Annotated in this window: 20 protein-coding genes; 11 read left to right on the plus strand and 9 right to left on the minus strand. The window is 73.2% G+C overall.

Annotated features, from left to right (window positions below):
- Positions 1-31: 31 nt before the first annotated feature.
- Complete coding sequence (locus Voc01_RS00005) at positions 32-1,210, minus strand: MFS transporter (protein ID WP_203925102.1); 1,179 nt, start codon at positions 1,208-1,210, stop codon at positions 32-34.
- A gap of 139 nt (positions 1,211-1,349) precedes the next feature.
- On the opposite strand from Voc01_RS00005, the gene Voc01_RS00010 reads away from it, so the two are divergent.
- The 3 genes from Voc01_RS00010 to Voc01_RS00020 all read left to right on the plus strand — a co-directional run bounded on the left by Voc01_RS00010 (position 1,350) and on the right by Voc01_RS00020 (position 4,937).
- Positions 1,350-2,603, plus strand: a complete 1,254-nt coding sequence (locus Voc01_RS00010; protein ID WP_203925103.1) for a sensor histidine kinase — start codon at positions 1,350-1,352, stop codon at positions 2,601-2,603.
- A gap of 4 nt (positions 2,604-2,607) precedes the next feature.
- Positions 2,608-3,261: a response regulator gene (locus Voc01_RS00015; RefSeq protein ID WP_203925104.1), complete on the plus strand. Its 654-nt coding sequence runs from the start codon at positions 2,608-2,610 to the stop codon at positions 3,259-3,261.
- A 92-nt stretch (positions 3,262-3,353) separates the two neighbouring features.
- Complete coding sequence (locus Voc01_RS00020; RefSeq protein ID WP_203925105.1) at positions 3,354-4,937, plus strand: LppU/SCO3897 family protein; 1,584 nt, start codon at positions 3,354-3,356, stop codon at positions 4,935-4,937.
- Here the strand turns inward: Voc01_RS00020 and Voc01_RS00025 are convergent.
- Complete coding sequence (locus Voc01_RS00025) at positions 4,930-7,413, minus strand: putative bifunctional diguanylate cyclase/phosphodiesterase (RefSeq protein ID WP_203925106.1); 2,484 nt, start codon at positions 7,411-7,413, stop codon at positions 4,930-4,932. The two genes, Voc01_RS00020 and Voc01_RS00025, sit on opposite strands and share 8 nt — an antisense overlap.
- A 9-nt stretch (positions 7,414-7,422) precedes the next feature.
- Positions 7,423-7,704: a cation:proton antiporter regulatory subunit gene (locus Voc01_RS00030; RefSeq protein ID WP_203925107.1), complete on the minus strand. Its 282-nt coding sequence runs from the start codon at positions 7,702-7,704 to the stop codon at positions 7,423-7,425.
- 178 nt (positions 7,705-7,882) lie between these two features.
- On the opposite strand from Voc01_RS00030, the gene Voc01_RS00035 reads away from it, so the two are divergent.
- Entirely contained in the window at positions 7,883-8,845 is a 963-nt protein-coding gene (locus Voc01_RS00035) for a sensor histidine kinase (protein ID WP_203925108.1), read from the plus strand.
- Positions 8,838-9,488, plus strand: coding sequence for a response regulator (locus Voc01_RS00040; RefSeq protein WP_239159812.1), 651 nt, complete (start codon positions 8,838-8,840; stop codon positions 9,486-9,488). Before Voc01_RS00035 ends, Voc01_RS00040 begins: the two co-directional genes overlap by 8 nt.
- Here Voc01_RS00040 and Voc01_RS00045 read toward each other — a convergent pair.
- Together Voc01_RS00045 and Voc01_RS00050 are read right to left on the minus strand one after the other, a co-directional pair.
- Positions 9,485-10,579 (minus strand): calcium:cation antiporter, encoded by a 1,095-nt coding sequence (locus Voc01_RS00045; RefSeq protein ID WP_203925109.1) that lies wholly within the window; start codon positions 10,577-10,579, stop codon positions 9,485-9,487. The two genes, Voc01_RS00040 and Voc01_RS00045, sit on opposite strands and share 4 nt — an antisense overlap.
- 67 nt (positions 10,580-10,646) lie before the next feature.
- Positions 10,647-11,687: a Gfo/Idh/MocA family protein gene (locus Voc01_RS00050; protein ID WP_203925110.1), complete on the minus strand. Its 1,041-nt coding sequence runs from the start codon at positions 11,685-11,687 to the stop codon at positions 10,647-10,649.
- A gap of 30 nt (positions 11,688-11,717) precedes the next feature.
- Here Voc01_RS00050 and Voc01_RS52690 point away from each other — a divergent pair, with 30 nt between their 5' ends.
- Positions 11,718-12,227 (plus strand): helix-hairpin-helix domain-containing protein, encoded by a 510-nt coding sequence (locus tag Voc01_RS52690; RefSeq protein ID WP_239159813.1) that lies wholly within the window; start codon positions 11,718-11,720, stop codon positions 12,225-12,227.
- A gap of 51 nt (positions 12,228-12,278) precedes the next feature.
- The gene (locus Voc01_RS00060; RefSeq protein ID WP_203925111.1) at positions 12,279-12,566 is read left to right on the plus strand and encodes a hypothetical protein; all 288 of its coding nucleotides are present in this window, start codon (positions 12,279-12,281) and stop codon (positions 12,564-12,566) included.
- On the opposite strand, the gene Voc01_RS00065 is transcribed toward Voc01_RS00060, so the two are convergent.
- On the minus strand, positions 12,563-14,362 hold the full coding sequence (locus Voc01_RS00065) for a TerD family protein (protein ID WP_203925112.1): 1,800 nt from the start codon (positions 14,360-14,362) through the stop codon (positions 12,563-12,565). The genes Voc01_RS00060 and Voc01_RS00065 overlap by 4 nt on opposite strands.
- Positions 14,363-14,517: 155 nt before the next feature.
- Between Voc01_RS00065 and Voc01_RS00070 the strand changes: the two genes are divergently transcribed.
- Complete coding sequence (locus Voc01_RS00070) at positions 14,518-16,731, plus strand: putative bifunctional diguanylate cyclase/phosphodiesterase (RefSeq protein ID WP_203925113.1); 2,214 nt, start codon at positions 14,518-14,520, stop codon at positions 16,729-16,731.
- On the opposite strand, the gene Voc01_RS00075 is transcribed toward Voc01_RS00070, so the two are convergent.
- The 3 genes from Voc01_RS00075 to Voc01_RS00085 form a co-directional block, all read right to left on the minus strand.
- Complete coding sequence (locus Voc01_RS00075; RefSeq protein ID WP_203925114.1) at positions 16,728-18,356, minus strand: RCC1 domain-containing protein; 1,629 nt, start codon at positions 18,354-18,356, stop codon at positions 16,728-16,730. The two genes, Voc01_RS00070 and Voc01_RS00075, sit on opposite strands and share 4 nt — an antisense overlap.
- Positions 18,357-18,469: 113 nt before the next feature.
- Entirely contained in the window at positions 18,470-19,114 is a 645-nt protein-coding gene (locus tag Voc01_RS00080) for a LuxR C-terminal-related transcriptional regulator (protein WP_203925115.1), read from the minus strand.
- A complete protein-coding gene (locus tag Voc01_RS00085; protein WP_203925116.1) occupies positions 19,102-20,304 on the minus strand; it encodes a sensor histidine kinase in 1,203 nt (400 codons plus the stop codon). Before Voc01_RS00085 ends, Voc01_RS00080 begins: the two co-directional genes overlap by 13 nt.
- 92 nt (positions 20,305-20,396) lie before the next feature.
- On the opposite strand from Voc01_RS00085, the gene Voc01_RS00090 reads away from it, so the two are divergent.
- Genes Voc01_RS00090 through Voc01_RS00100 form a run of 3 tightly spaced genes read left to right on the plus strand, consistent with a single transcriptional unit; the run spans position 20,397 to position 23,284 of the window.
- Positions 20,397-20,960: an Hsp70 family protein gene (locus Voc01_RS00090; protein WP_203925117.1), complete on the plus strand. Its 564-nt coding sequence runs from the start codon at positions 20,397-20,399 to the stop codon at positions 20,958-20,960.
- Positions 20,957-22,441: an Hsp70 family protein gene (locus Voc01_RS00095; protein WP_275423671.1), complete on the plus strand. Its 1,485-nt coding sequence runs from the start codon at positions 20,957-20,959 to the stop codon at positions 22,439-22,441. The genes Voc01_RS00090 and Voc01_RS00095 overlap by 4 nt, the downstream gene beginning before the upstream one ends.
- Positions 22,442-22,492: 51 nt before the next feature.
- The gene (locus tag Voc01_RS00100) at positions 22,493-23,284 is read left to right on the plus strand and encodes a transporter substrate-binding domain-containing protein (protein WP_203925119.1); all 792 of its coding nucleotides are present in this window, start codon (positions 22,493-22,495) and stop codon (positions 23,282-23,284) included.
- Positions 23,285-23,299 lie beyond the last annotated feature (15 nt).

Genomic DNA, 23,299 nt, shown 5'->3' on the forward strand with positions numbered 1-23,299 from the left:
TTTGTGTGTGACCGGTCCGTCCGGTGTGCACTCAATGTATTCGGGTCGCGCTGGCCTTTGGTCCCCCAAACGTGCCACCCGCGACGAGCAGCCCCATCGCCACGAGCAGTGCTCCGCTGGTCACCAGAGAAAGGAACAGATCAGAGACCGCCGCCAATGCGAGGCCGCACACGACGGCGCCCGCGTAGTCCGCTTGAGCGAACAGCGAATGGACCGTCGCGCGCACGGCGCCGTGCGTATGCGCATTGACCCAGATGACGCCGAAGCCGCGCGCCAGCGGAAACGCGCCGGCCGCGAGGACGATCGCGGCGCTGCCACCGACCTCCTCCGGCGCGACCGCGAGCCACCCGACGCCGACGCCCGCGACCAGACACGCGACGGCGTAACCGCGGCGGGCGGTGTGTGCGCCCTCGATGTGCGGCTGCACCAGCCGCAGCGCGGCGGCGCCGGCCAGCGACGTCACGACGCCGAGCCCGGTGAACCAGAGCACCGGATCGACGGACAACCCGACGTCGACCAGCCGGAGCTGGTACAGCCGGCCGACGCTGCCGGCCAGTCCGTTCACCACGAACGTGGCGGCGAGAATCACCAGCAGCACGCGGCTGCCGCGCACCAGAGAGATCCCGCGGGCCAGGATCCTCTTCCGGCGCGCCACGAAACGGGTCTCGCGGAAGGCTGTCGCGACGTAGCCGCCGAGCAGCAGCATCGCGGCACCGGCGAGCACGATCGCGGTGTCGCGCCGGGTGAGCCAGGCGAGGGCGCCGATGCCGAGCAGGCCGACGACGGTTCCGGTGAGTTGGGCGCGCTCGGCGCGGAGGAGCACCGTGGGGACGCGGTCGGGGTCGTCGAGCTCGTCGCTGATCCAGGCGACGTCGGCGCCGCTGGCGAACGTCCACGAGAGTCCCCAGAGCATCTGCGTGAGGAGCAGCGGACCGAACGTCGTGACCAGGCCGGTCGCCAGCATCGCGGTCCCCATCAGCAGGTGCGAGACGACCAGCGACCACTTCCGGCTGAGCGCGTCGGCGACGACACCCGCCGGCACCTCGCACACCAGCGCGACGATGCCCTGCGCGACCCCGATCAACACGAGCTGGGACGCCGACAACCGCGCGTCGACCACGAGGTAGACGCTGGTGACCAGCCACCAGCCGCGGTGCAGGACGGCGCGGCACCACGTCCAGCGGACGAAGCGGGTGCCCAGATCGGTCATGACCGTTCCGTCATACCTGAGGGGTACGGGGGGTGGCTTCCGCGGGGTGACGCGGGCTGGTGGGGTGGCGCCATACCGTGAGCGGGCGGGTGGGGTTCTGCTCGCTCTGCGGCGGGTTATTGGAGAGGGGCTGATGGCGGTGAGGTTCCGGCGAGCGGCCGGCTGGCTGGGCGGGCTGGTCCGCGACCTCGGCCCGGCCGGCGGCGGTCGGGTGTGGGCCGGGGGCTGGTGGCCGCGCGTCGTGATGGGCGTGGGCGTGGGTGTGGTGGCGGTCGTGATCGGGGTGGTCACGGCCGGGCGGGTCGCCGAGGCCTCGCCCGGGTCGGCGGTGCTGGTGCCGGTCGCGCTCGGATTGGCGCAGGGCCTGCCGCTGGCGCTCGCGCCGATGCGGCCGATGGCCGCGTTCTGGGTGTCGCTGCCGGTCGGGGTGCTCGTCAGCGAGACCGTCCGGGCGGGCGGACCCGGGCCGGTGTGGGCCGAGCCCAGCCTGCTGGCACACCTCGGCGTGCTGGCGGTCGTCGGGTTGTCGGTGCGGTCGCGGGTGCTGCCCGTGCTCTGGCTCGTGACGCTGCTCGCCGGCGCCGTCCTGGTGCAGCGCATGCCCGGCATGAACGCGTCGCCCGACCTGGTCGAGATGACCACGCTGTCGGCCGTGGTGCTGGTGGCCGCCGGAGCGCTGCGGGAACGCCGCGAGGCGCTGCGCCGCCTGGCCGACCAGGAGCGCGTGAGCCACGCCGAGCGGCTGCACCGGTCGGTGCTGGAGGAGCGCGCCCGCATCGCCCGCGAGCTGCACGACGTCGTCGCGCATCACATGTCGTTGATCGCCATCCAGGCCGAGGCGGCGCCGTACCGGGTGGCCGACCCGCCGCCTGAACTCGTCCGCGGCTTCGCCACCATCCGGGCCGGCGCGGTCGAGGCGATGACCGAGCTGCGGCGCGTCCTCGGGCTGCTGCGCGACCCCGCGGATACGCCCGGCGCGGGTCCGGCGGAGGCCCCGCAGCCATCCCTTGCCGATCTGGCCGGCCTGGTCGCGTCGGTCCGGTCCGCAGGGGTTCCGGCCGAGCTCGCGGTGACCGGGTACGCGCGTCCCCTCGACCCGGGCGTGGAGCTGTCCGGGTACCGGATCGTGCAGGAGGCCCTGAGCAACACGGTGCGGCACGCGCCCGACGCGAGCGTGCGGGTCGAGGTCGGGTACGGCAGCGGCGCGCTGACCCTGTGCGTCGTGAACAGCGCGCCGTCGACGGTCGGGCCGGCGACGAACGGCACCGGGCACGGACTCGTCGGCATGCGGGAGCGGGTGGCGATGCTCGGTGGCGAGCTGTCCGTGGGGCCGCTGGTCGACGGCGGGTTCGGCGTCACGGCGGTGCTCCCCACGCCGCGCGGCTGGGGGTGACGGCGTGCCGATCCGGGTGGTGATCGCCGACGACCAGGCGATGGTGCGGGAAGGATTCTCGGTACTGCTCGGCGCGCAGGACGGCATCGAGGTGGTCGGCGAGGCCGGCGACGGGCGGGAGGCGATCGCCCGGGTCGAGCGGCTGCGACCCGACGTCGTGCTCATGGACGTGCGCATGCCGGTGGTCGACGGGCTGGAGGCGACCCGGCGGATCACGGCCATGGACGCCGCGCCGAAGGTGGTGATTCTCACGACCTTCGACCTCGACGAGTACGTGTACGCCGCGCTGCGGGCCGGTGCCAGCGGCTTCCTGCTCAAGACCGCCTCGGCGCGGGTGCTGGCCGACGCCGTCCGGGTGGTCGCGGCGGGTGAGGCGATGCTGGCGCCCACGGTCACCCGGCGGTTGATCGCGGAGTTCGCCCGGTTGCGGCCCGCTCCGCCGCCGGTGCGGCCCGACGTGCTGACCGCCCGCGAGACGGAGATCCTCACGCTCGTCGCCGGCGGGCTGTCGAACGCCGAGATCGCCGCCCGCTTGGTGATCGCGGAGCAGACCGTGAAGACGCACGTCGGTCGGATACTGACCAAGCTCGGGCTGCGTGACCGTACCCAGGCAGCGATCTACGCCTACGCCGCCGGCCTGGCCGATCCGGGTATCTGACCTGGTCACGGCGGGTGCCGTCGGGGGCAGCGGGCCAACGACTCGCCACGATGGCAGACTCGTACCGGACTCGCGCGAGGAGACGGAGGGACATGTCGGGCAACGGAGCGTGGTACGGGGGCGACGACCAGCAACCGGCGGCTTCCCGCACCCCGTCCTACCTGCAGGATGAGCCGTTCGGAGACGAGCCCACCGCGGAGCAGCCGCTGGTGCCGCGACCGGTCGTCCCGCAGCCCCGGACAGCGGGCGACGACGGACTCCCGGCGCCGAGGCACCCGGCCGAGGCCGGCACCACCCCGGGCACCATCCCGGGCACCATCCCGGGCACCACAGCGGGGAACGGCGCCGGTAGCGGTGCGGGGAACGGTACCGACCTGCCGCCCCCGTTCCCGGCCTCGATGTACTCGGCCGACGGCGACGTCGCCGACCCGCCACCGCCGTACCCGATGCCGTCGTACCCCGACTCGCCCGACCCGGGCTCGCCGTACCCGGCCTCGTCGGCCGCTTACCCGGCCTCGTCGGAGCCTCACCCGGTCCCGGTGGATCCGCAGCCGGGGGAGGACCCGCCGACCGCGTCGATTCCGAAGATCGGCGCCCACTCCGTGCAGCTCAGCACGATCGAGCTGACCACCGACCCGGCCGACCCCGACGCCCAGCTGAACGCGGCCACCGAGGCCGCACCGGCACCCCGCAACCGGCGCGACCTCAGCGCCGGCATCGCCATCGCGCTCGTGATCCTGATGGTGCTGTGCATCGGGGTGGCCGGGTCCAGCCTGCAGGTCTTCACGCAGGCGTCGGAGACGTTCGAGACCGGCACCTGCGTGGCGCCCGACAAGGACGGCCGGTTCCCCTACAGGCAGGTCGACTGCACCGACCCGGCGTACACGCACCTCGTCGTCGGGGTGGTCGACCACGACACGCTCCGGCCGTGCCGCGGGGTACCCGGCGCCTCGACGCTGTTCAGCACGAACGCCACGGTCGTGTGCCTCGGGGTGAAGGGCGTCGACGGCAGCAGGTCGATCAACGTGGTGCGCGACGGTGACTGCGTCAACGTCGACGGCGACAGGGCGTTGCTGATCGACTGCCGTGACGCGTCGGCGAAGTTCCAGGTCATCAAGCGGCTCACCGCCGTGCCCGAGGGCACCAGCGGACCCTGCGACGGCGTCGAGGGTCTCGTCGACACCTACCAGTGGAACTGGACCTCGTCCGACCCGGTCGACCGGTCGGACAAGAGCATCGACGTGGTGCTGTGCCTCGGGCCGTCGCAGTCGGTGCGTGACGCGGAGGAGGCCGCCCGGGCCGCCCAGTCGACGTGCCGGTTCCTCACCGACGCCGAGGTGTCGGCGGCCGTGTCTGCCGCGACGAGCAAGACGTACACCGTCTCGGAACGGGTCGACGACGGGACCCACTGCCACTACCAGTTCTCCAAGGCGACCGAGACCGTGCGGGTCGGCTTCTTCTCCGGAGCGAAGCTGAACCCCGAGCGCGGCAGCGAAAACTTCACGATCGACGGCCTGCGCGCCGCGTGGGACCCGGGCCGCGGCGACCGGTCGCTCGGCGTCGAGGTGCCCGCCGGCACCATCTACATCAAGGTCACGCTCGCCGGGGTCGGCGACACCACGTCGCGCAAGCTCGCGATCGAGGCGTTCAAGTCGGCGCGGTCCAGGATCAGGTAGCCCCCGAGTCGGCCACGAGAGCGGCCACGGCCAGCTCCGGCGTGGCCGGCGTGGAGCCGTCGGTCACCACCGCGATCCCCAACGCCCGGGCGACGCCGGTCACGGCCGTGGCGAGCGGGCGGCGGCCCGGGTCGGCGAGCACCGACCGGTCCAGCGTCAGCTCGTCGACGGGCAGGTCGGTGAGCAGGTCCAGGGTCGAGCGGCCGGCATCGTCCAGCGCGATCCGGACGCCCATCCGGTGCAGCTCGCGCACCGCGGCGCGGGCCGGGTCGGTGTCGAGCACGTCGGTCCCGACGATGCCGACGGTCAGCCGGTGCGGTGGAAGACCGGTGGCGACCAGCGCGTCGCGCACGTCGGCCACGAGGTCGGCGTCGCGCAGCTGCCGGGGCGACACGGTGACACCGACCCGCGGCGGCGTCGCGCCCGGCCAGCCGGCGGCCTCGCGGCACGCCTCCAGCAGCATCCACCGTCCAATGGGGACGATCAGCCCGGTCTCCTCGGCCAGCGGGACGGCCGGCACCGGGCCCTCGGAGGGATGGTTCCAGCGCAGAAGCGCCCGCATGCCGACGATCCCGGAGTCGGGAACGCCCACGACCGGCCGGTAGTGCAGCACGAGCTGCCCCCGGGTCAGCGCCCGGTACAACCCGTGCGCGCCGGGCGCGGGGGTCATTCCGGGCTCGTAGTGCGCCACGCAGCCCTTGCCGGCGGCCTTCGCCCGGTACAGGGCGAGGTCCGCGGCCCGCATCACGGTGTCGGCGTCGTCTCCGGGTGCCGCCGTGGCGACGCCGACGCTGGCCCGGACGACCAGCTCCCGCCCCTCGATCAGCATCGGCCGCGACAGCGCCGCCAGGGCCCGCTCCGCCACCGCCGCGTCGCCGTGGAACAGGATCGCGAACTCGTCGCCGCCGAGGCGGGCCACCAGGTCCGTCGCCCGTACGCAGTCGCGCAGCCGGGTCGCGACGGTGACGAGCAGCGCGTCACCCGCCGGGTGGCCCATGGTGTCGTTGACCGACTTGAAGTCGTCGAGGTCGACCAGGGCGAGGCTGACCGGCCCGGCACTGCGGGAGAGCCGGTCGAGCAGCAACGACCGGTTGGCCAGATCGGTCAGCGGGTCGTGCGTGGCCTGATGGGCCAGCTGGTCCTGGAACGCGCGGGCCTCGTCGACGTCGCTGACGTTCGCGACGATGCCGCCCACGGCCGGGTCGTCGAGGCGGTTGGTGAGCGTGACGCGCACCCACTGCCACTCCCCCGCGCCGTTGGCGATCCGCGACTCGTAGTGCACCGTCCGGCCCGGCGCGGCGCCGACCGTCGCGAACTTCCCCACCACGTCGGCGAGGTCGTCCGGGTGCACGGTGAACGCCTGCCGGCCCAGCCAGTGCGTCGCCGGCAGACCGGTCAGCGTCTCGATACCGGGGCTGGCGTACGCCGCCCTGCCCTGCTCGTCCAGGATCATGATCGCGTCGGCGGCGTTCTGCACGAGCGACCGGAACCGCCGCTCCTGCCTGGCCAGCTCGCCGAGCAGCCGGGCGTTGTCGCGGAACGCCACGAGCTGCCGCACGATCACCAGCCCGGTCAGCGTCACCGCCGCGGCCGCGACCACCACCCGCATGCCGTCGCCGGCGATCGTCGCGAGCAGCAACGCGTCGACGCTCGCCACCGCGATGTAGGGCGCGACGCTGAAAGGCCGTCGTCGGGCGCGGTTGGTGTCGGGGGGACCGGCGACAGCGCGCCGTTGCAGCACGGCCGCGACGACGAACAGGCCGTACGCGACGGGCCTACCCGCCGGCTCGGCGCCGACCGGCTCGTGCCCGGCCAGCAGCGGGGTCGCCAGGATGCTCAGGGTCGACGCGGCGAGGCCGGCGGCGAAGACCCGCACGGCGGCGGGTGGAACGTCGCGCGACTCCGACAGCAGCACCCGCACCAGGCCGAACACCATCACCGCGTGGGTGGCGCAGAACACGACGCTCGCGACCACCATCTGCGCCGACAGCGCCGACTGGCCGCGGCCGAAGGACAGGTACCAGGCGAACACGACGGTGGCGATCGTCACGGTGGCGGCGTCGAGGAGGAGCCGGAACCGCTCCCCCGTGCTGTGGACGCCGAGCGGGAGCCGGTACAGGGCCACCAGCGTCAGAACCGTCGACACGCCCAGGCCGGTCAGCGCCAGCGGTCCCGGCACGGTCACCGGGCCGTCGAGGTACTGCGGCAGCTCGCTGAGCGTCGCCAGCAGGGTCAGCGCGAACGACACGGTCATCAGCCGCCAGAACCGGCGCGCGACCGCTGCGGCCCCCGGCGACCGCCAGGCCCGGAACGCCGCGACGACGGCCAGCGAACCGGCGACGAACAGCGGGGCCGAACCGAGCCAGGCGGGACCGACCGGGCCGGCCAGGTTCGCCGCGGTCCACCCGATCTCCGCCGCCGCCGCGACGGCCGCGACCACGACGAGAGGGTCCCGACGCACGAGGAACTCGCTCAACGGAACTCCTCATGGGGTGGCGGGTGTCCGGCCCTCCACATCGGCGGGCGGCCGGCCGCCTTGAGGGTTCACGTCGACGGTGACGGCCGTGGCGAGCAGGCCGGCCAGGTGGTCGGCCTCGACGGCGTCGAGCACGATCGCGTACGCGGCCCGCTCCGGGTCGTCGGGGTCGTAGACGACCAGGTCGCGGCGGCCGGTCAGGTGTGAGATCACGCCGACGCGCTGCCGGCGGCCCGTCGTGGCGGTGTGGCTGACGCCGATCCCGGGTAGTGCGACCCGCTCGATGATCACGTTGGCCTCCTTGCGTCCCGGTGGCCTACCACCCTCCCCGGACCGGTGCCCGTCGACCATCCGGGCCGGCACCCAATTCCGGACCGTCGAGAATGGGTGTCGACACCGATGCCGTCCGCGCCGGCACGGGGCACAGTGGACCGTGATGACGGGCATCGTACTGAGCAATGAGGAGGCCATGAGAGGTTCCTTGTTCTGGCGCATCTTCCTGCTCAACGCGGCGGTGCTCGTCATCGCCACCGTTGCGTTGCTCCTGGGGCCGGTCACCGTGTCGACGCCGGTGGTGATCCGGGAGGCGCTGATCCTCGGTGTCGGGTTGGCGGCCATGCTGGCCGCGAACGCGGCGCTGCTGCGCATCGGCCTCGGCCCGCTCGCCCGCCTCACCCGCACCATGGCGACCACCGACCTCCTGCGGCCCGGGAACCGCCTGCCGGCGACGGGTCACGGCCGTCAGGTCCGGGACCTGATCACCACGTTCAACACCATGTTGGACCGGCTGGAGGCCGAACGGGCCACGAGCGCCGCCCGCGCGTTGTCGGCGCAGGAGGGGGAGCGGCACCGCATCGCGCAGGAGCTGCACGACGAGATCGGCCAGACGCTCACCGCGGTGCTGCTGGAGCTCAAGCGGGTCGCCGACCACGCGCCGTCGCCGGTGCGCGAGGAGATCCGCCAGGTGCAGGAGACCACCCGCAACAGCCTCGACGAGATCCGGCGCATCGCCCGCCGCCTGCGGCCCGGCGTGCTCGAGGAGCTCGGGCTCACCAGTGCGCTGCGGGCGCTGGTCACCGAGTTCACCGCCAGCGGCCTGGCGGTCCGCGGCCGGTTCGGCACCGACCTGCCCGAGCTGAGCCGCGAGGTGGAGCTGGTGCTGTACCGGGTCGCGCAGGAGAGCCTCACCAACACCGCCCGCCACGCGCGCGCCGGCCACGTCGACCTGAGCCTGCACCGCCACGGCCAGGGTGTGGAGCTGCGCATCCGCGACGACGGCCGCGGGCTGGGCCGGGCCCCCGAGGGCGCCGGGATCCGCGGGATGCGCGAGCGGGCCCTGCTGATCGGCGCCGACCTCGCCGTCGGTCCACATTCGGGCACGGGAACCGAGGTGCGCCTGCGCGTACCGGATCCGGCGGGCAAACGTGACTGAGACCCGGATCCTCCTCGCCGACGACCACGCGCTGGTGCGCCGCGGCGTGCGGCTGATCCTCGACAACGAGCCCGACCTCACGGTGGTCGGCGAGGCGGCCGACGGCCTGGAGGCCATCGAGCTGGCCCGCGCCACCCGGCCGGACCTCGCCATCCTCGACATCGCGATGCCCCGGATGACCGGCCTGCAGGCCGCTCGCGAGCTGTCGCGCCAGCAGCCCGACCTGCGCATCCTCATCCTGACCATGTACGACAACGAACAGTTCTTCTTCGAGTCGCTGCGGGTCGGAGCGTCGGGGTACGTGCTGAAGTCGGTCGCCGACCGCGACCTGGTGGAGGCGTGCCGGGCGGCGATGCGCGACGAGCCGTTCCTGTACCCGGGCGCGGTAACCGCGCTCATCCGCAACTACCTGCAGCGCGCCGCGGCCGGCGACGCGATCCCGGCCCGGGCGATCACCGACCGCGAGGAGGAGATCCTCAAGCTGGTGGCCGAGGGCCACTCGTCGCGGCAGATCGCCGACCTGCTGTTCATCAGCGTCAAGACCGTGGAGCGGCACCGGGCGAACCTGCTCGCCAAGCTCGGCCTGAAGGACCGGCTCGAACTGGCCCGGTACGCGATCCGCGCCGGGCTCATCGAGCCCTAGGGGTTCACCGCCAGGAACAGGAACGCGGCCAGCAGCACCAGGTGCACCGCACCCTGGAGGCGGGTCGCGCGGCCGGGCACCACGGTGAGCACACCCACCACGACCGTCAACGCGAGCAGCACGATCTGGGTCGGGTCGAGGCCGAGGAGCAGCGGCCCGTCGAGCCAGATCGTCGCGATCGCGATCGTGGGGATGGTGAGGCCGATGCTCGCCATCGCCGAGCCGAGCGCGAGGTTGAGGCTGATCTGAATCTTGTTGCGCAGCGCGGCCCGCACCGCGGCCACCGTCTCCGGCAGCAGCACCAGCAGGGCGATCACGACGCCGACGAACGAGTGCGGGAAGCCGGCCGCCTCCACGCCGGCCTCGATCGCCGGCGACTCCACCTTCGCCAGCCCCACCACTCCCACGAGGGCGAGCAGGAGCAGGCCGAGGCTGCCCCACGCCTCCCGGTTCGACGGCGGTGCCGCGTGCTCCTCGCCGGACGCGTCCTTTGTGGACTCCTCGTTCTCCACGGGGAGGAAGAAGTCGCGGTGCCGCACGGTCTGCGTCACCACGAACATCCCGTACAGCAGCAGCGAGGCGATCGCGGCGAACGTGAGCTGTGACCCGGAGAACTCCGGGCCCGGCAGGCTCGTGGTGAACGTCGGGAACACCAGGCTCAGCGCGGCCAGCGTCGCCACCGTGGCCAGCGCCGCGCCGGTCCCCTCGGCATTGAAGACCGCGAGCCCGTGCTTCACCGCGCCGACGAGTAGGCAGAGACCGACGATTCCGTTCGCCGTGATCATCACCGCGGCGAACACGGTGTCGCGCGCCAGCGAGGACGTCTCCGGTCCGCCCGACACCATCAGCGTGACGATCAGCGCGACCTCGATCACCGTGACCGCGACCGCCAGCACGAGCGAGCCGAACGGCTCACCGACCCGGTGCGCGACCACCTCGGCGTGGTGCACCGCCGCCAGGATCGCGGCGGCGAGCACGAGCGCGACCAGAACCGTCAGCGCGGTTCCGGGCTTGCGCCCCCACACCGCGCCGAGCAGCAGCACGGCCACCAGAGGCGTGTACACGGTCCAGGAACGCAGTACGCCGACCATCGACTCACCTTCGCAGAACGGGTGCGGGTCCGGCCCCAGTCTGGTCGATCGGCCGCGTGCCCGCGCGTCATGTGTCCGGCGGCACCTTGCGCTGGAGCGTCTCCAGGATCCGCAGCGGTTCCAGGACGTCGACGGGGTTGACCGGCAACGGCCCGTTGCCGGTCAACGCCACCGCGAGGCGCGCGTAGAAGTCGCCGTAGGCACCGCGTTCCGTGGGGACCGTCGTCAGCGCGCCGTCGCGGCCCAGTTTCCCGTGTGCCCCGGGAGGCGCGACGCCGTACTCCGCGTCGAGCGGCGACATCCCGGACTTCAGCTGCGCCTCCTGCCCGTCGAGGCCCCACACCGTGTAGGCGGCCTCCGACCCGAGGACCCGGAACCGGAACCCGCGCTGCGCGACCAGGCTGCACATGGACAGGTGCGACCGCACCCCCGACTCGTGGGTGAGCGCGACGAAGCTGTCGTCGTCGTTGACCGCACCGGGCCGGCGCGCGTCGAGTTCGCCGTAGAAGTCGGTGACCGGTCCGAACAACCGCACCGCCTGGTCGATGAGGTGCGCGCCGATGTCGTAGGCGACGCCGCCGCCCTCGGTACCCGGCGTTCCGCTCTTCCACTGTGGACGGGCCCGCGTGCTGTGCCACTCGAACCGCGACTCGAACCGCCACACCTCGCCGAGCGCGCCCTCCCGGAGCAGCTTCCGCACGGTGAGGAAGTCGCCGTCCCAGCGCCGGTTCTGGAAGACCGTCAACGGCACGTCGGCCCGAGCGGCGAGCTCGATCAGCCGCTCGGCGTCGGCGACCCGCACCGCCATCGGCTTGTCGACGACGGTCGGCAGCCCGGCGTCGAGGGTGCGCTCGGCCACCGACACGTGGGTCGGCGTGGGCGACCCGACCACCACGAGGTCGTAGCTGGAGGCGTCGGCGAGGAGCGCGTCGACGCTCGGCACGATCCGGGTGGACGGGTACCGCGCGGCCGCCGACGCGGACCGCTCCGGGTCGGCGGTGACGACCGCGCTCAGCTCGTAGGCCGGGTCGGCCGAGATCAGCGGCGCGTGGAACACCTGGCCGGCCAGGCCGTAACCGACGACCGCCGCACGGATGGGTTGGTTCACGGGTCCGATCCTGCCCTAGTCTCCCGAGTCATGACGACCGTCGCGCAGTTACGGAAGGCCGCCCTCGGCCTGCCCGAGGTCGAGGAGAGCACCGGCTCGTTCTCCGTACGGGGAAAGACGTTCGCGTCGGTGACCGGCGACGGATGGGTCGAGGTCCGGCTGTCCGACGCCGACGCGGCGGCGACCGTCGCCGCCCACCCCACCGCCGAGCGGCTCGCCGGCTCGGCCCGGGTGCCCCTGGCCGACGTCGACGGCCAGCAGCTCAACTGGCTGGTGCGGCGGGCCTGGTTCCACGGCGCGCCGCAACGGCTCGCGGCCGCCCTCGCCGACGCCGACGCGGGCACCGCGCCCGCCGGTAGTGACCTGCCGGCGGCGATCGGACGACCGGCCACCCGGGCGCTGCTCGGCGCCGGACTGTCCACACTGGACCTGGTCGCCACCCGCAGCGCCGACGAGCTGCTCGCCCTGCACGGCGTCGGCCCGAAAGCCGTTCGTGTCCTGGCCGAGGCGCTGGCCGAGCGCGGCTCCGCGCTGCGCTGACTATCCTGCCCCCATGGGTGACATCGACGACCTGGCGCCGTTCGTCGGCGAGTGGACGGTGGAGGTGCGCTGTCGGTCTACTCGGTCGACCCGAAGGGCGGGTTCGTCCAGCACTACTTCGACTCGCGCGGTGTCACCCGGCTGTACGCGATGACGTTCACCGACGGCGTGTGGACCCTCGTCCGGGAGTCGGCCGACTTCTCGCCGCTGGACTTCCGCCAACGCTACGTCGGAACCTTCAGCGCCGACGGCAACCGCATCGACGGCGCCTGGGAGATGGCACAGCCCGGCGCCGACTACGAGGTCGACTTCCAGATGAACTACATGCCGGTGGGCTAGTCGTCGACCTCGACGCCGAAGCTGGTGGCCAGCTCGGCGAGGCCGTACTCGTAGCCCTGGCCGACCGCGCGGAACCGCCACCGGCCGGCCCGCCGGTAGAACGTGGCCAGGATCAGGCTCTGCTCCGTGGTCGCGGCGTCGAGGGTGGCCCGGATGTGCGGCGCACCGGCACCGGTGCGCGCCACCAGCTGGATCGGCCCGACGGTCGAGAACGTGTGCCCGGCCGGGATCGCCGCGGCCAGCGTCACGCGTTCGACGTCCAGGGGCACCCGGTCGAGCCGCACGTCGACCAGCGCCTCGTCGACGAGGTCGAGGGTCAGCTCCACCGCGCCGCTCGCGGCGGCGGGCGCGTTGTAGAAGACGAAGTCCGAATCGGCCCGCACCTCGTCGTCGGCGTCGGTGAGGAACGCGACGACATCGACGTCCACGGCCGCCGGACCGGTGCGCGGCCACGCGACCGACACGGACCAGTGGCGTACCTCGTCGGGCAGGTCGACGACGCCTCCGCGGGGCAGCACCACGCCGGCGCGGGCCGGCTCCCGGTCCTCAGGCACGGCTCCTGACGGTACCGGAGCAGCCGAAACCGGCTCGAACGTCTCCGGGTCACAGATCGGCACACCGAGCGCGGCGATCCGAGCCCACCGGCGCTCCTTCTCCGCGCCGGCGAGCGGAACCACACCGGTGACCCGGGGCGTCAGGTTGATGGCCGCGATCCCACCGAGCGCACCGATCCGCGACCGCAGCTCGGCGGCCTCGGCATGCAGCCCACCGAGTACGAGCAGGCACCGTCCGCTGAGCGGACCGGTCACCTTCACGGCCCGCCGCGGCGCCGGCGCCGGGTCCGCACGCTGAGCCGGCGGTTCGGGCTCCGCGACCGGCTCGCCCGGAGCGATGTCGGCGAGCAGGCCGATGAACGTCAGCTCGTCGACCACCGGCACGCCGTGCCGCGCGGCGCCGCGGGACTTGCCGGTGTCGAGCTCCGGATCGTTGGCCACGAGCAGGCTGGTGCGCCCGCTGACCCCGTTCATGACGTCGAGCCCCGCGTCGGTCGCGCGGGTCGTCAGCACCTCGCGGAGCGCGGCGGTCTCCCCGGTGATCGCGACCTTCATCCCCTGCACCAGCCGGCCGCCCGGCGACCACCGGCCGGCGTACACCCACCGACACGCCCGGCGGGGCTGCCGCACCGGGTAGGCGCCACGCGCGTCGGCCGGGTCGCAGCCGACCAGCGGCAGCGCCAGCTCGACCTCGTCGGCCGCGGCGAGCAGCTTCAGCAGCACCTCTGACATGACCCGCATGTCGTCGACCGCGTCGTGGGCACGGGCCCGCGGAATCCCGTAGTACGACGCCACCGAGCCCAGCGTCAGGCTGGGGACCGGGAGGTCGAGCTGCCGGGTCAGGTCGATCGTGCACAGCCGGCTCGTCACGGGCAGCTCGTGGACGGCCCGCCGCGACTCCGCGGCGAGGAACTGCCAGTCGAACCGGGCGTTGTGTGCGACGAGCACCCGGTTGCTCAGCAGGTTCCCCAGCTCGGCCACCACCGCCGGGTACCGGGGCGCCTTCGCCAGGTGCTCGCGGGTCAGGCCGTGGATCTCGACCGGGCCCGGATCACGCTCGGGGTCGATGAGCGTCGACCACGTCCGCTGCAGCACGCCGTGCGAGCTGACGTGCGCCACGGCGACCTGGATGATGCGGTCCTCGGCCGGGTTCAACCCGGTGGTCTCGACATCGACCAGTGCGTACTCGTACGGGTAGCGCCCCGCGACATTCTCCAACCAGGGCCTGGCTTCCACGACCACGCAGGAACCGTAGTGCCACAGGCGTCACCCCGTCACCATCCGTGGCGGGGAATCAGCCGTCCGGCGGAGCTAAGGCCGACCGACCCGGCGCCGATGGGAACACAGAGTCCGGCCACCGACCGGTGGCCCGGGTCGCGGGGGTGGGCGGTCCGGTGGTGTTGGCGTGGTTGACGGTGCCCGTGGGGCAGACCGTGGCGGCCTGGGCCGCGTGGCGGGCCGGGTCGGTGCCCGGGCTGGCACCGACCGGACGGCGGTTCTGGCGGCACCTCGCGGTGGGCATGCTGCTGATCGCGTTCGGGTCGGCCGGGCTCACCTGGGCGAAGTTGCACCCGCTCGCCGGCTACCACGACCCGCTGCGGTACGGCACGGCGCCGCTGCTCGTCGCGGCGGTGCTCGTGGTCTCGGCCGCGGTCCTGCGGTTGCCGGTGCGGGCGGTCAGCGGGTCGACGCTGCTGCGGGTCGGGTTGGACACGGCCTGCGTGGTCTGCACGGCCGGACTCTTCGCCTGGCACTTCGTGGTGCGGCAGGTGTTCGTCGCGGACGCGTCGCTCGAGGTCGAGGTCGAGGTGGTCCTGCTGTGCCTCGCCGGGCTGGCGATCACCGTGGCGGTGCTGAAGGTCGTGCTGCTCGGCGGTGAGCCGATCGACTCGCGGGCCATGCATGTGCTCGCGGCCACCGCGGTTCTCGGCGCGCTGGCGTCGGTGTCGGCGCCGCTGCTCACCCACCGGGACTGGCACGGGCTGCACCCGGTCTTCACGCTCGCGGAGGCGCTCCTGGTGACGACCGCGGCGGGGCTGCAGCACCGCGCCGGACCATCCACCGTGGACTCCCCCGGCGCGGTCGGCACCGCGGTGCTGCTGCCCAGCCTGCTCCCGTACATGTCGATCGGCGCCAGCGCCGTGCTGCTCACCGCCGCCGCCTACGGCAACGACGAGGAGGTCGGGATCATCTCCACCGGCACCCTCGTGGTGATCGCGATCGTGGTGGCCCGCCACGTCCTGGCGCTGCGCGACAACGACCGCCTGGTGACCGCGATGCGTGACCAGGAGGAGCAGCTGGCCCGCGAGGTCACCCACGACCAGCTGACCGGGCTGGTCAACCGGGCCTCGTTCACCCGGCTGCTCGAGTCGGCCGTCGCCGCCGGCCGGCCGATCGCCGTCCTCCTCATCGACCTCGACGACTTCAAGCTCATCAACGACACCCACGGCCACGCCGTCGGCGACGAGGTGCTGGTCGCCGTCGCCGCCCGCCTCACCGACGCGGTGCGCGGCGGTGACATCGTCGCCCGGCTCGGCGGCGACGAGTTCGCCGCGATCCTCCACCTCACCCAGCGCGCGCCGAGGACCGACACCGACCCGACGACGCCGGCCGTCGCGGTGGCCGACCGCATCCGGGACCTCCTCACGGTTCCGCTGCACACCGCCGGGCACGACCTGCTCGTGCACGCGTCCGTCGGCGTCGCCGTGCCGGCACCGGGCGAGGACCCCGACGCGCTGCTCCGCAACGCCGACCTGGCCATGTACGCGGCCAAGGACCGCGGCAAGGGCGGCCACGTCCTCTACACCACCGGCATGACCACCCGCATGATCGCGCACGCCGAACTCGGTGCCCAGCTGCGTGAGGCCATCGCCACCGACCAGCTCTTCCTGACCTACCAACCGATCGTCGACCTGCCCAACGGGCAGATCACAGGCACTGAGGCGCTCGTGCGGTGGCGGCACCCGGTGCGCGGCACCGTGCCACCGGGCGAGTTCATCCCCGCCGCCGAGCAGACCGGGCTCATCGTCCCGCTCGGCCGCTGGGTGCTGCGGCACGCGTGCGCGCAGCAGGCCGCCTGGATCCGCGAGCACGGCCCGGCGGCGCCGCTGTCGATCGGCGTGAACGTCGCCGGCCGGCAGCTCACCGACCCCAGCTTCATCAGCGACGTCGACGCCGCCCTCGGCGACGCCGGTCTCGACCCGACCTGGCTCACGATCGAGGTGACCGAGACCGCCGTCATCGACGACGACACCGCGATCACCACCATGCACCAGCTCCGCGACCGCGGGATCCGGCTCGCCCTCGACGACTTCGGCACCGCCGCGTCGTCCCTCGGGCTGCTGCTGACCTGCCCGGTCACCACGCTCAAGCTCGACCGCACATTCGTCGAGCACATCACGACGGTCACCCGCCACCAGGCGGTCGCGACCGCCGTCGTGCGCATGGCCGAGGCGCTGTCGCTCGACACGGTGGCCGAGGGCATCGAGACCGCGGAGCAGGCGAACCTGCTCACCGACCTGGGCTACGACCGCGGCCAGGGCTACCACTACGCCCCGCCGCTGACCGCCGACCGGCTGGAGCCGACGTTCGCCGCTGTGCGGGTCCCCTAGAGATCCTGAACGCGGCGACGGCCGTACCGCACCAGCGCGAGCCCGACCACGACGAGCACCGTGCCGGCGCCCGCGACCGCGGCCACGTTCCCGCCCGTGATCGGCAGCAGCGACGCCGACACCGGCGTACCGCCGACCGCCCGCGACGTGGTGGTGCCCTCGCCCGAGGTGGCCGCGACCCGCACGGCGTACTGGGTGCCGTTGCTGAGACCGGTGATGACGCAGGAGGTGGACGTGCTCGACGGGCAGCCGGCCGAGGCGGGAACCGTGGTCACCTCGTAACCGGTCAGCGGGGCGGTGCCCGGGTCCGGCTCCGTCCAGGTCACCGTCAGGCGGCCGTCGCCCGGTGTCACGGTCACCACGGGAACGTCGGGGGTCAGGCGGACGCGGGCCGGAACGTCGGAGTCGGCGGCGGGCGTTCCGTTGCCGAGCTGCGCCGTCGAGTCGTCGCCCCAGCAGTAGGCGTGCCGCTCGTCGTCGGTCGCGCAGGACAGGAGCGTCCCGGCGCCGATCTGCCGCGGCGTGGCACCCGCGAGCGCGCCGCTGTCGTAGACCCGCACCGGTTCGAGCCGGTCGGTGGTCTGGTTGTCGCCGAGCTGGCCGTTGTCGGCGGCGCCCCAACACCAGGCGGCGTCGAGGTCGGTGAGCACGCAGGTGTGGTTGCCGCCGGCGGCGACGGTGGTGATGTCGGCGGCGGCGATGACGCCGTTGGGGTCGGCCTGTGCGGGCACGTCGAGGTCGGTGTTCGTGGCGTCGTCGTTGCCGAGCTGGCCGCGTCCGTTCTCGCCCCAGCAGTACGCGTTGCCGTCGTCGGCGAGCGCGCACACGTGCAGACCACCGGCCGAGATCGCGGTCAGCGTCCGGCCCGACAGCGCGCCGCCGGTGGCGACCGCCGCGGGTTCGGCTGAGTCGTTGCCGCCGTCGTTGTCACCGAGCTGGCCGGAGCTGTTGTCGCCCCAGCAGTAGGCGTTGCCGTCCACGTCGAGCGCACAGGTCGACTGGGCGCCGGCGGTCACCGCGGTCAGCCTCTTCCCGGACAGCACGCCGGCGGTGTCGACCGCCACCGGAACGGGCGAGTTCACCGCCCCGCCGCCGTCGCCGAGCTGGCCCTGGCTGTCGGCGCCCCAGCAGTACACCGCGCCGTCCTCATCGAGCGCGCAGACGTGCGAGGTGCCCACCGCGACGTCGACGACCGCCTTGCCCGTGAGCGCGCCGCCGGTGACCGGCACCGGCACGTCGGAGTCGGTACCGGCGGCGTTGTTGCCGAGCTGTCCGGCGGAGTTGGACCCCCAGCACGACACCTGCCGCACCGTGTCGACCACGCACGTGGTGTCGCCACCGGCGGCGAGCCGGGCGACGGTGCCGTTGGTCAGCGATCCGCCGTCGACCATGCGGGCGGTCGCGCCGGTCGTCGGCGCGGTGCCCGTGCCCAGCTGTCCGCTGGCGTTGGCCCCCCAGCACCAGACGGTCCCGGACGGCCGCACCTTGCACCCGTGCCCGGTGCCGCCGACGATCTGGCCGTCGTCGACGGCCAGCGCCTGGACGGCGGACGCCGGTGCGCCCGGCACCACGACCGGCGAGGCGGCGAGGAGCGCGACAACTACCGCACGGAATACAAGTCTCACTCTCCGTAAACTACTGATAGCCTGCGGAGGTTTCGGCCTTACCGGATAAAAGGGGCCGTTCAGCCGACCTTCTCACCGCACCTGACCACGCGGATGGAGCGGCTCCGCCGGGATCAGGACCCCAGGTAGGCCAGCACGGCCAGCACGCGGCGGTGGTCGTCGTCCGACGGGGGCAGGTCGAGCTTGGTCAGGATGCGGTTGATGTGCTTGCTCACCGCCTTGTCGGTGATGACCAGCCGCTCGGCGATCGCGGCGTTCGACCGCCCCTCCGCCATCACCGCCAGCACCTCGCGTTCGCGCGGAGTGAGCACCGCGAGCTGGGCCTGCCGCCGGCCGCCGCCCAGGAGCTGGGCGACCACGTCGGGATCCATCACGGTGCCGCCGCCGGCGACCTGACGCACCGCGTCGATGAACTGGCCGACCTCGCCGACGCGGTCCTTCAGCAGGTAGCCGACCGAGCCGGCGCCGTCGGAGAGCAGCTCACGGGCGTAGACCGGCTCGACGTACTGCGACAGGATCAGCACCGGCAACGCCGGCACCATCCGCCGGGCGGCCACCACGGCCCGCAGCCCCTCGTCGGTGAACGTCGGCGGCAGCCGCACATCGACGACCGCCACGTCGGGACGCAGCGCGCACAGCGTCTCCGGAAGGCCGTCGGCGTCGGCGACGGCCGCGACCACGTCGAACCCGTAGGCGGTGAGCATGCGGACGAGGCCGTCGCGCAGCAGCACGAGGTCCTCGGCGATCACGACCCGCACGGAAGCTCCATCTCGACCAGGGTAGGACCCCCGGCCGGGCTGGAGACCCGCACCGTGCCGTCGAACGCCTCGAACCGCCGCCGGATTCCGGTGAGCCCGGTGCCGCCCGCCGGGTCGGCGCCGCCGCGGCCGTCGTCGCGAACGCGCATCACGAGCCGCGCGCCCTCGTCGACGACAGAGACCCGCACGACGGACGCGCCGCTGTGCTTGATGGCGTTGGTGACGAGCTCCGCCAGCGCGAAGTACGCCGCCGCCTCCACCGGTGCGGGCAGGCGCCGGTCGACCCGCACGTCGAGATCGACGGGTATGGAACTGACGATCGACAGTGCGAGCACCGCACCGGGCAGGCCGCGGTCGCTGAGGATCGGCGGGTGGATGCCGCGGACCAGGTCGCGCAGCTCGCCCATCGCGCTGCGCGCGTCGGCCCGGGCCTCGGCGAGCATCGCCCGCGCCGTCGCCGGGTTGCTGTCGAACAGGTCCTCGGCCATGCCGAGGTTCATGGCCAACGCGACCAGCCGCGCCTGCGCGCCGTCGTGCAGGTCGCGCTCGATGCGGCGCAGCTCGGCCGCCGACGCGTCGACCACGGCCGCCCGGGTCTGCGCCAGCTTCTCGACCCGGGCCGCGAGCCGGGCCGCCTCGGTCGGCGCGAGGAGCGACTCCGCGACCCGCCCCTCGGCGACGATGTACCACCGGGCGAACAGGTACGGGATCAACGCGGTGGCGAGCCCGAGCGGCACCATGAGGTACGCCGTGCGCATGTTCGTGACCGGGATGCCCTGGTACATCAACGGGATGCCGGCCGGGGTGAACCTGCGGAGGAACGGCGTCAGCACGCCCAGCACCGCGCTCGGCCAGCCCGCCAGCAGGATGATGCCGATCGGCGCCAGCGCCGCCTGCGCGGCCAGCCAGGCCGTGTCGCGCCGGGTCGCGGGGTCCGCGCGGATCGCCCGGTCGCGCTCGTGCGGGTCGTCGGGCAGGGGCGTGTAGAGCGACGGGACCGGCGGAGCGCACCGCCCGCGCTGCGCCGCGGCCAGTTGCCGGACGCGACGCACGACCCGGCCGAGCACGGGCCGCCGCACCCCGGCCGCGCCGAGCAGCAGACCCACCCCCGTCGCCACGAGCAGCCCGAACGCCGCGACGCCGACGGCAATGCTCAGCAGCACATGCCGGGCCTCCCGCCAGATTCTCACGGCGTCGACGCTAGGTGACCGGCACCGCGCCATCAATCATGCGTGGCCATCTCTCGATGGGGGTGCTGGCACCCCATCGATACGGTGTGCCGGTGCGCCTCGGTATCGACTTCGGCACGTCGAACACGGTGGCCGTGCTGCTGTCCGGTGACGGCGGTGTCCGTCCGCTGCTCTTCGACGGGTCGCCCAGCCTGCCGTCGGCCGTGTGCCGCCAGCCCGACGGCGCGCTGCTCGTCGGCCGCGACGCCGTGCACACCGCGCGGCGCTACCCCGAGGCGTTCGAGCCGCATCCCAAGCGGCTCGTGGACGAGCGCAAGGCGCTGCTCGGCACCGCCGAGCTACCGGTGGCCGTGCTGATCGGTGCGGTGCTCCGGCGCGTCGGCGAGGAGGCCGGGCGGGTCGCCGGCGGCGAGCCGTCGGGCGTGGTGCTGACCCACCCGGTCACCTGGGCGGCACCGCGCCGCGGGGTGCTGCTGGCCGCCGCCGGGGTGGCCGGGCTCGACCGGCCGGAGCTGGTGCCGGAACCGGTGGCGGCGGCCCACCACTTCGTCCGGCGGGCCGGTGCCGTCGCGGTGGGCTCGACCTCGACGCCGCGATCGTCGGCCTGCTCGGCCGGGCCTGCTCCGGCCGGGACCCGGCGGCCTGGGCGCGGCTGACCGCACCGGTCGACGCCGACGACCGGTGGGCCGCCCGGCAGCTGTGGGACGACGTGCGGTCGGCGAAGGAGATCCTGTCGCGGACGGCGACCACGTTCGTCCCGGTGCCGGCGCTCGGCGTCGACGTGCCGCTCGGACGGCCGCAGTCCGAGGAGCTCGTGCGGCCAATCCTCGAGCAGACCGTCGACGTCACCGGGCGCGCGGTACGCGCGGCCGGCGCCGGTGTTCCCGCGGCGGTGTTCCTCGTCGGCGGATCGTCACGGATCCCGCTCGTCGCCACGCTGCTGCACCGCCGGTTCGGCGTCGCGCCGACCGTGGTGGAGCAGCCGGAGCTGGTGGTCGCGCAGGGAAGCGTGGCGGACCCGGTGGCACCGCGGCGTCCGTTCGCGTTCGAACGCCTGCCGCCGGCCGAGCTGCCGACGAACGGGCCGCCGACGGACGACTGGCCGGACGCGCCGCCCGTCCCCGGCTCGCGGGCGCAACGGTTCAGCCGGCGGGCGGTCGTCACGGCGACGGTGCTCGGCGGCGCGGCCGCCGCGGCCGGTGGGTTCGCGTGGTGGCGGCAGCGTGACGAGCCGCTCGGGTACGACTTCCGCGGCCAGCTCGACGGGTCGGCCCGCGACGTCGAGGTCATCGCGTTCAGCCCGACCGTCGACAACCTGCTCGCGACGGGCGGCTCCGACGCCCGGGTGCGGTTCTTCGACGCGACGACGTTCGCCGCCCTCGGCGAACCGTTGACCGGGCACAGCGAACGGGTCTCCGCGGTCGCGTTCAGCCCCGACGGGAGCCTGCTCGCGTCGGCCGACTCGACCGGTGCCGTCCAGCTGTGGGACGTGGCCGGGCGCACACCCGTCGGCAGCTTCGCGAGCGGCGACGGAGTCGTCGTCAACACGATGGGCTTCGCGCCGAACGGAACCCTGCTCGGCGCCGGGTGCGCCGACGGGTCGATCCGCTTCTGGGACGTCGCGACCCGCGCTCCGGACACCGGGACGCCCCTGGCCGGCCACGGCGGAGCCGTCCTGTCGCTGGTGTTCGGCGGCGGCGGCCTCGTCACGGGCGACGAGAACGGCACGCTGTCGGCCTGGAACCTGGCCGACCGGCTGAAGTACGACGCCGCCTTCACCGGGCACACCGGCGACATCCGCGCCCTCGCGCTCCACCCCGACGGACGGACCATCGCGTCGGCGAGCGGCGACTCGACGGTGCGGCTGTGGGACCGCGCGGGCTACGCCGCGGGCGACCCGATCACCCTCGGCACCAGGAGCCCCGTCGACGACGTGCTGTTCACCCGCGACGGCGGCACGATCATCACCGTCAGCAACCGGCTGCGGGTGAACTTCTGGGACACCGGCTCGCGCCGGAAGGTCGGTTCGGACATCCCGGTCTCCGCCACCCGGCTGGCGCTCAACCGCATCGGATCCCGGTTCGCCGCCGCGTCGACGTCGGGCGTGAGCATCTACGCCATCCATCGAAACACTTAGAAATCTACATTTGTGGATCTATACTGACCTCCTCGACGCGAGGAGGCCACGGTGTCCATTCGCTTCTCAGTGCTCGGTGTCGCGCTCGTCGTCCTCATCGCCGGCTGCGGCGGCGACGACGGTGGTACCGCCCCCGGCGCCAGCGGGGTCGAGCTGGTCAAGAGCGGGAAGATCGTCACGTGCACGCACCTTCCGTACGAGCCGTTCCAGTTCGAGCAGGGTGGAAAGACCGTCGGGTTCGACGTCGACATGATCGACCTGGTCGCGAAGAAGCTCGGCGTGGAACAGGAGATCTTCGACACGCCGTTCGAGGGCATCCAGTCGGGTGAGGCGTTGAACTCGCGCAAGTGCGACATCGCCGCGGCGGCCATGACGATCAACGACAAGCGCAAGGAGAAGATCCTGTTCTCCGACCCGTACTTCGACGCCGACCAGGCCCTGCTCACCAAGAAGGGCAGCGGCGTGAAGTCGCTGGCCGACCTGAAGGGCAAGACCCTCGGCGTGCAGTCGGGCACCACCGGCAAGACCTACGCGGAGCAGAACGCCACCGGGGTCACGCTCAAGGACTACGAGGACCTCGCGCTGGAACTGAAGGCCGTGCAGACCGGCCAGGTCGTCGGCGCCATCAACGACATCCCGGTGCTGCTCGACTTCGCGAAGAAGAACCCCGACGTCGAGGTCGTCGCCACGTTCACCACCAACGAGAAGTACGGCTTCGGCATGAAGCTCACCGGTAGCGAGGAGCTCGCCAAGGTCGTCAACGAGGTGCTGGCGACCGCGAAACAGGACGGCACGTACAACCAGCTCTACAAGAAGTGGTTCGGCGTTGAACCGAAGAGCTGAGGAGCCGAAGCGCTG

The sequence above is a fragment of the Virgisporangium ochraceum genome, from assembly GCF_016863655.1.
GTDB classification, from domain to species: Bacteria; Actinomycetota; Actinomycetes; order Mycobacteriales; family Micromonosporaceae; genus Virgisporangium; species Virgisporangium ochraceum.

What these genes read in the sequence shown, in the direction of transcription:
- Voc01_RS00020 (WP_203925105.1), top strand. Translation starts at nt 3,354, where the DNA reads ATGTCGGGCAACGGAGCGTGGTACGGGGGCGACGACCAGCAACCGGCG.
- Voc01_RS00045 (WP_203925109.1), bottom strand. Translation starts at nt 10,579, where the DNA reads ATGGTCGGCGTACTGCGTTCCTGGACCGTGTACACGCCTCTGGTGGCC.
- Voc01_RS52690 (WP_239159813.1), top strand. Translation starts at nt 11,718, where the DNA reads ATGACGACCGTCGCGCAGTTACGGAAGGCCGCCCTCGGCCTGCCCGAG.
- Voc01_RS00005 (WP_203925102.1), bottom strand. Translation starts at nt 1,210, where the DNA reads ATGACCGATCTGGGCACCCGCTTCGTCCGCTGGACGTGGTGCCGCGCC.
- Voc01_RS00035 (WP_203925108.1), top strand. Translation starts at nt 7,883, where the DNA reads ATGAGAGGTTCCTTGTTCTGGCGCATCTTCCTGCTCAACGCGGCGGTG.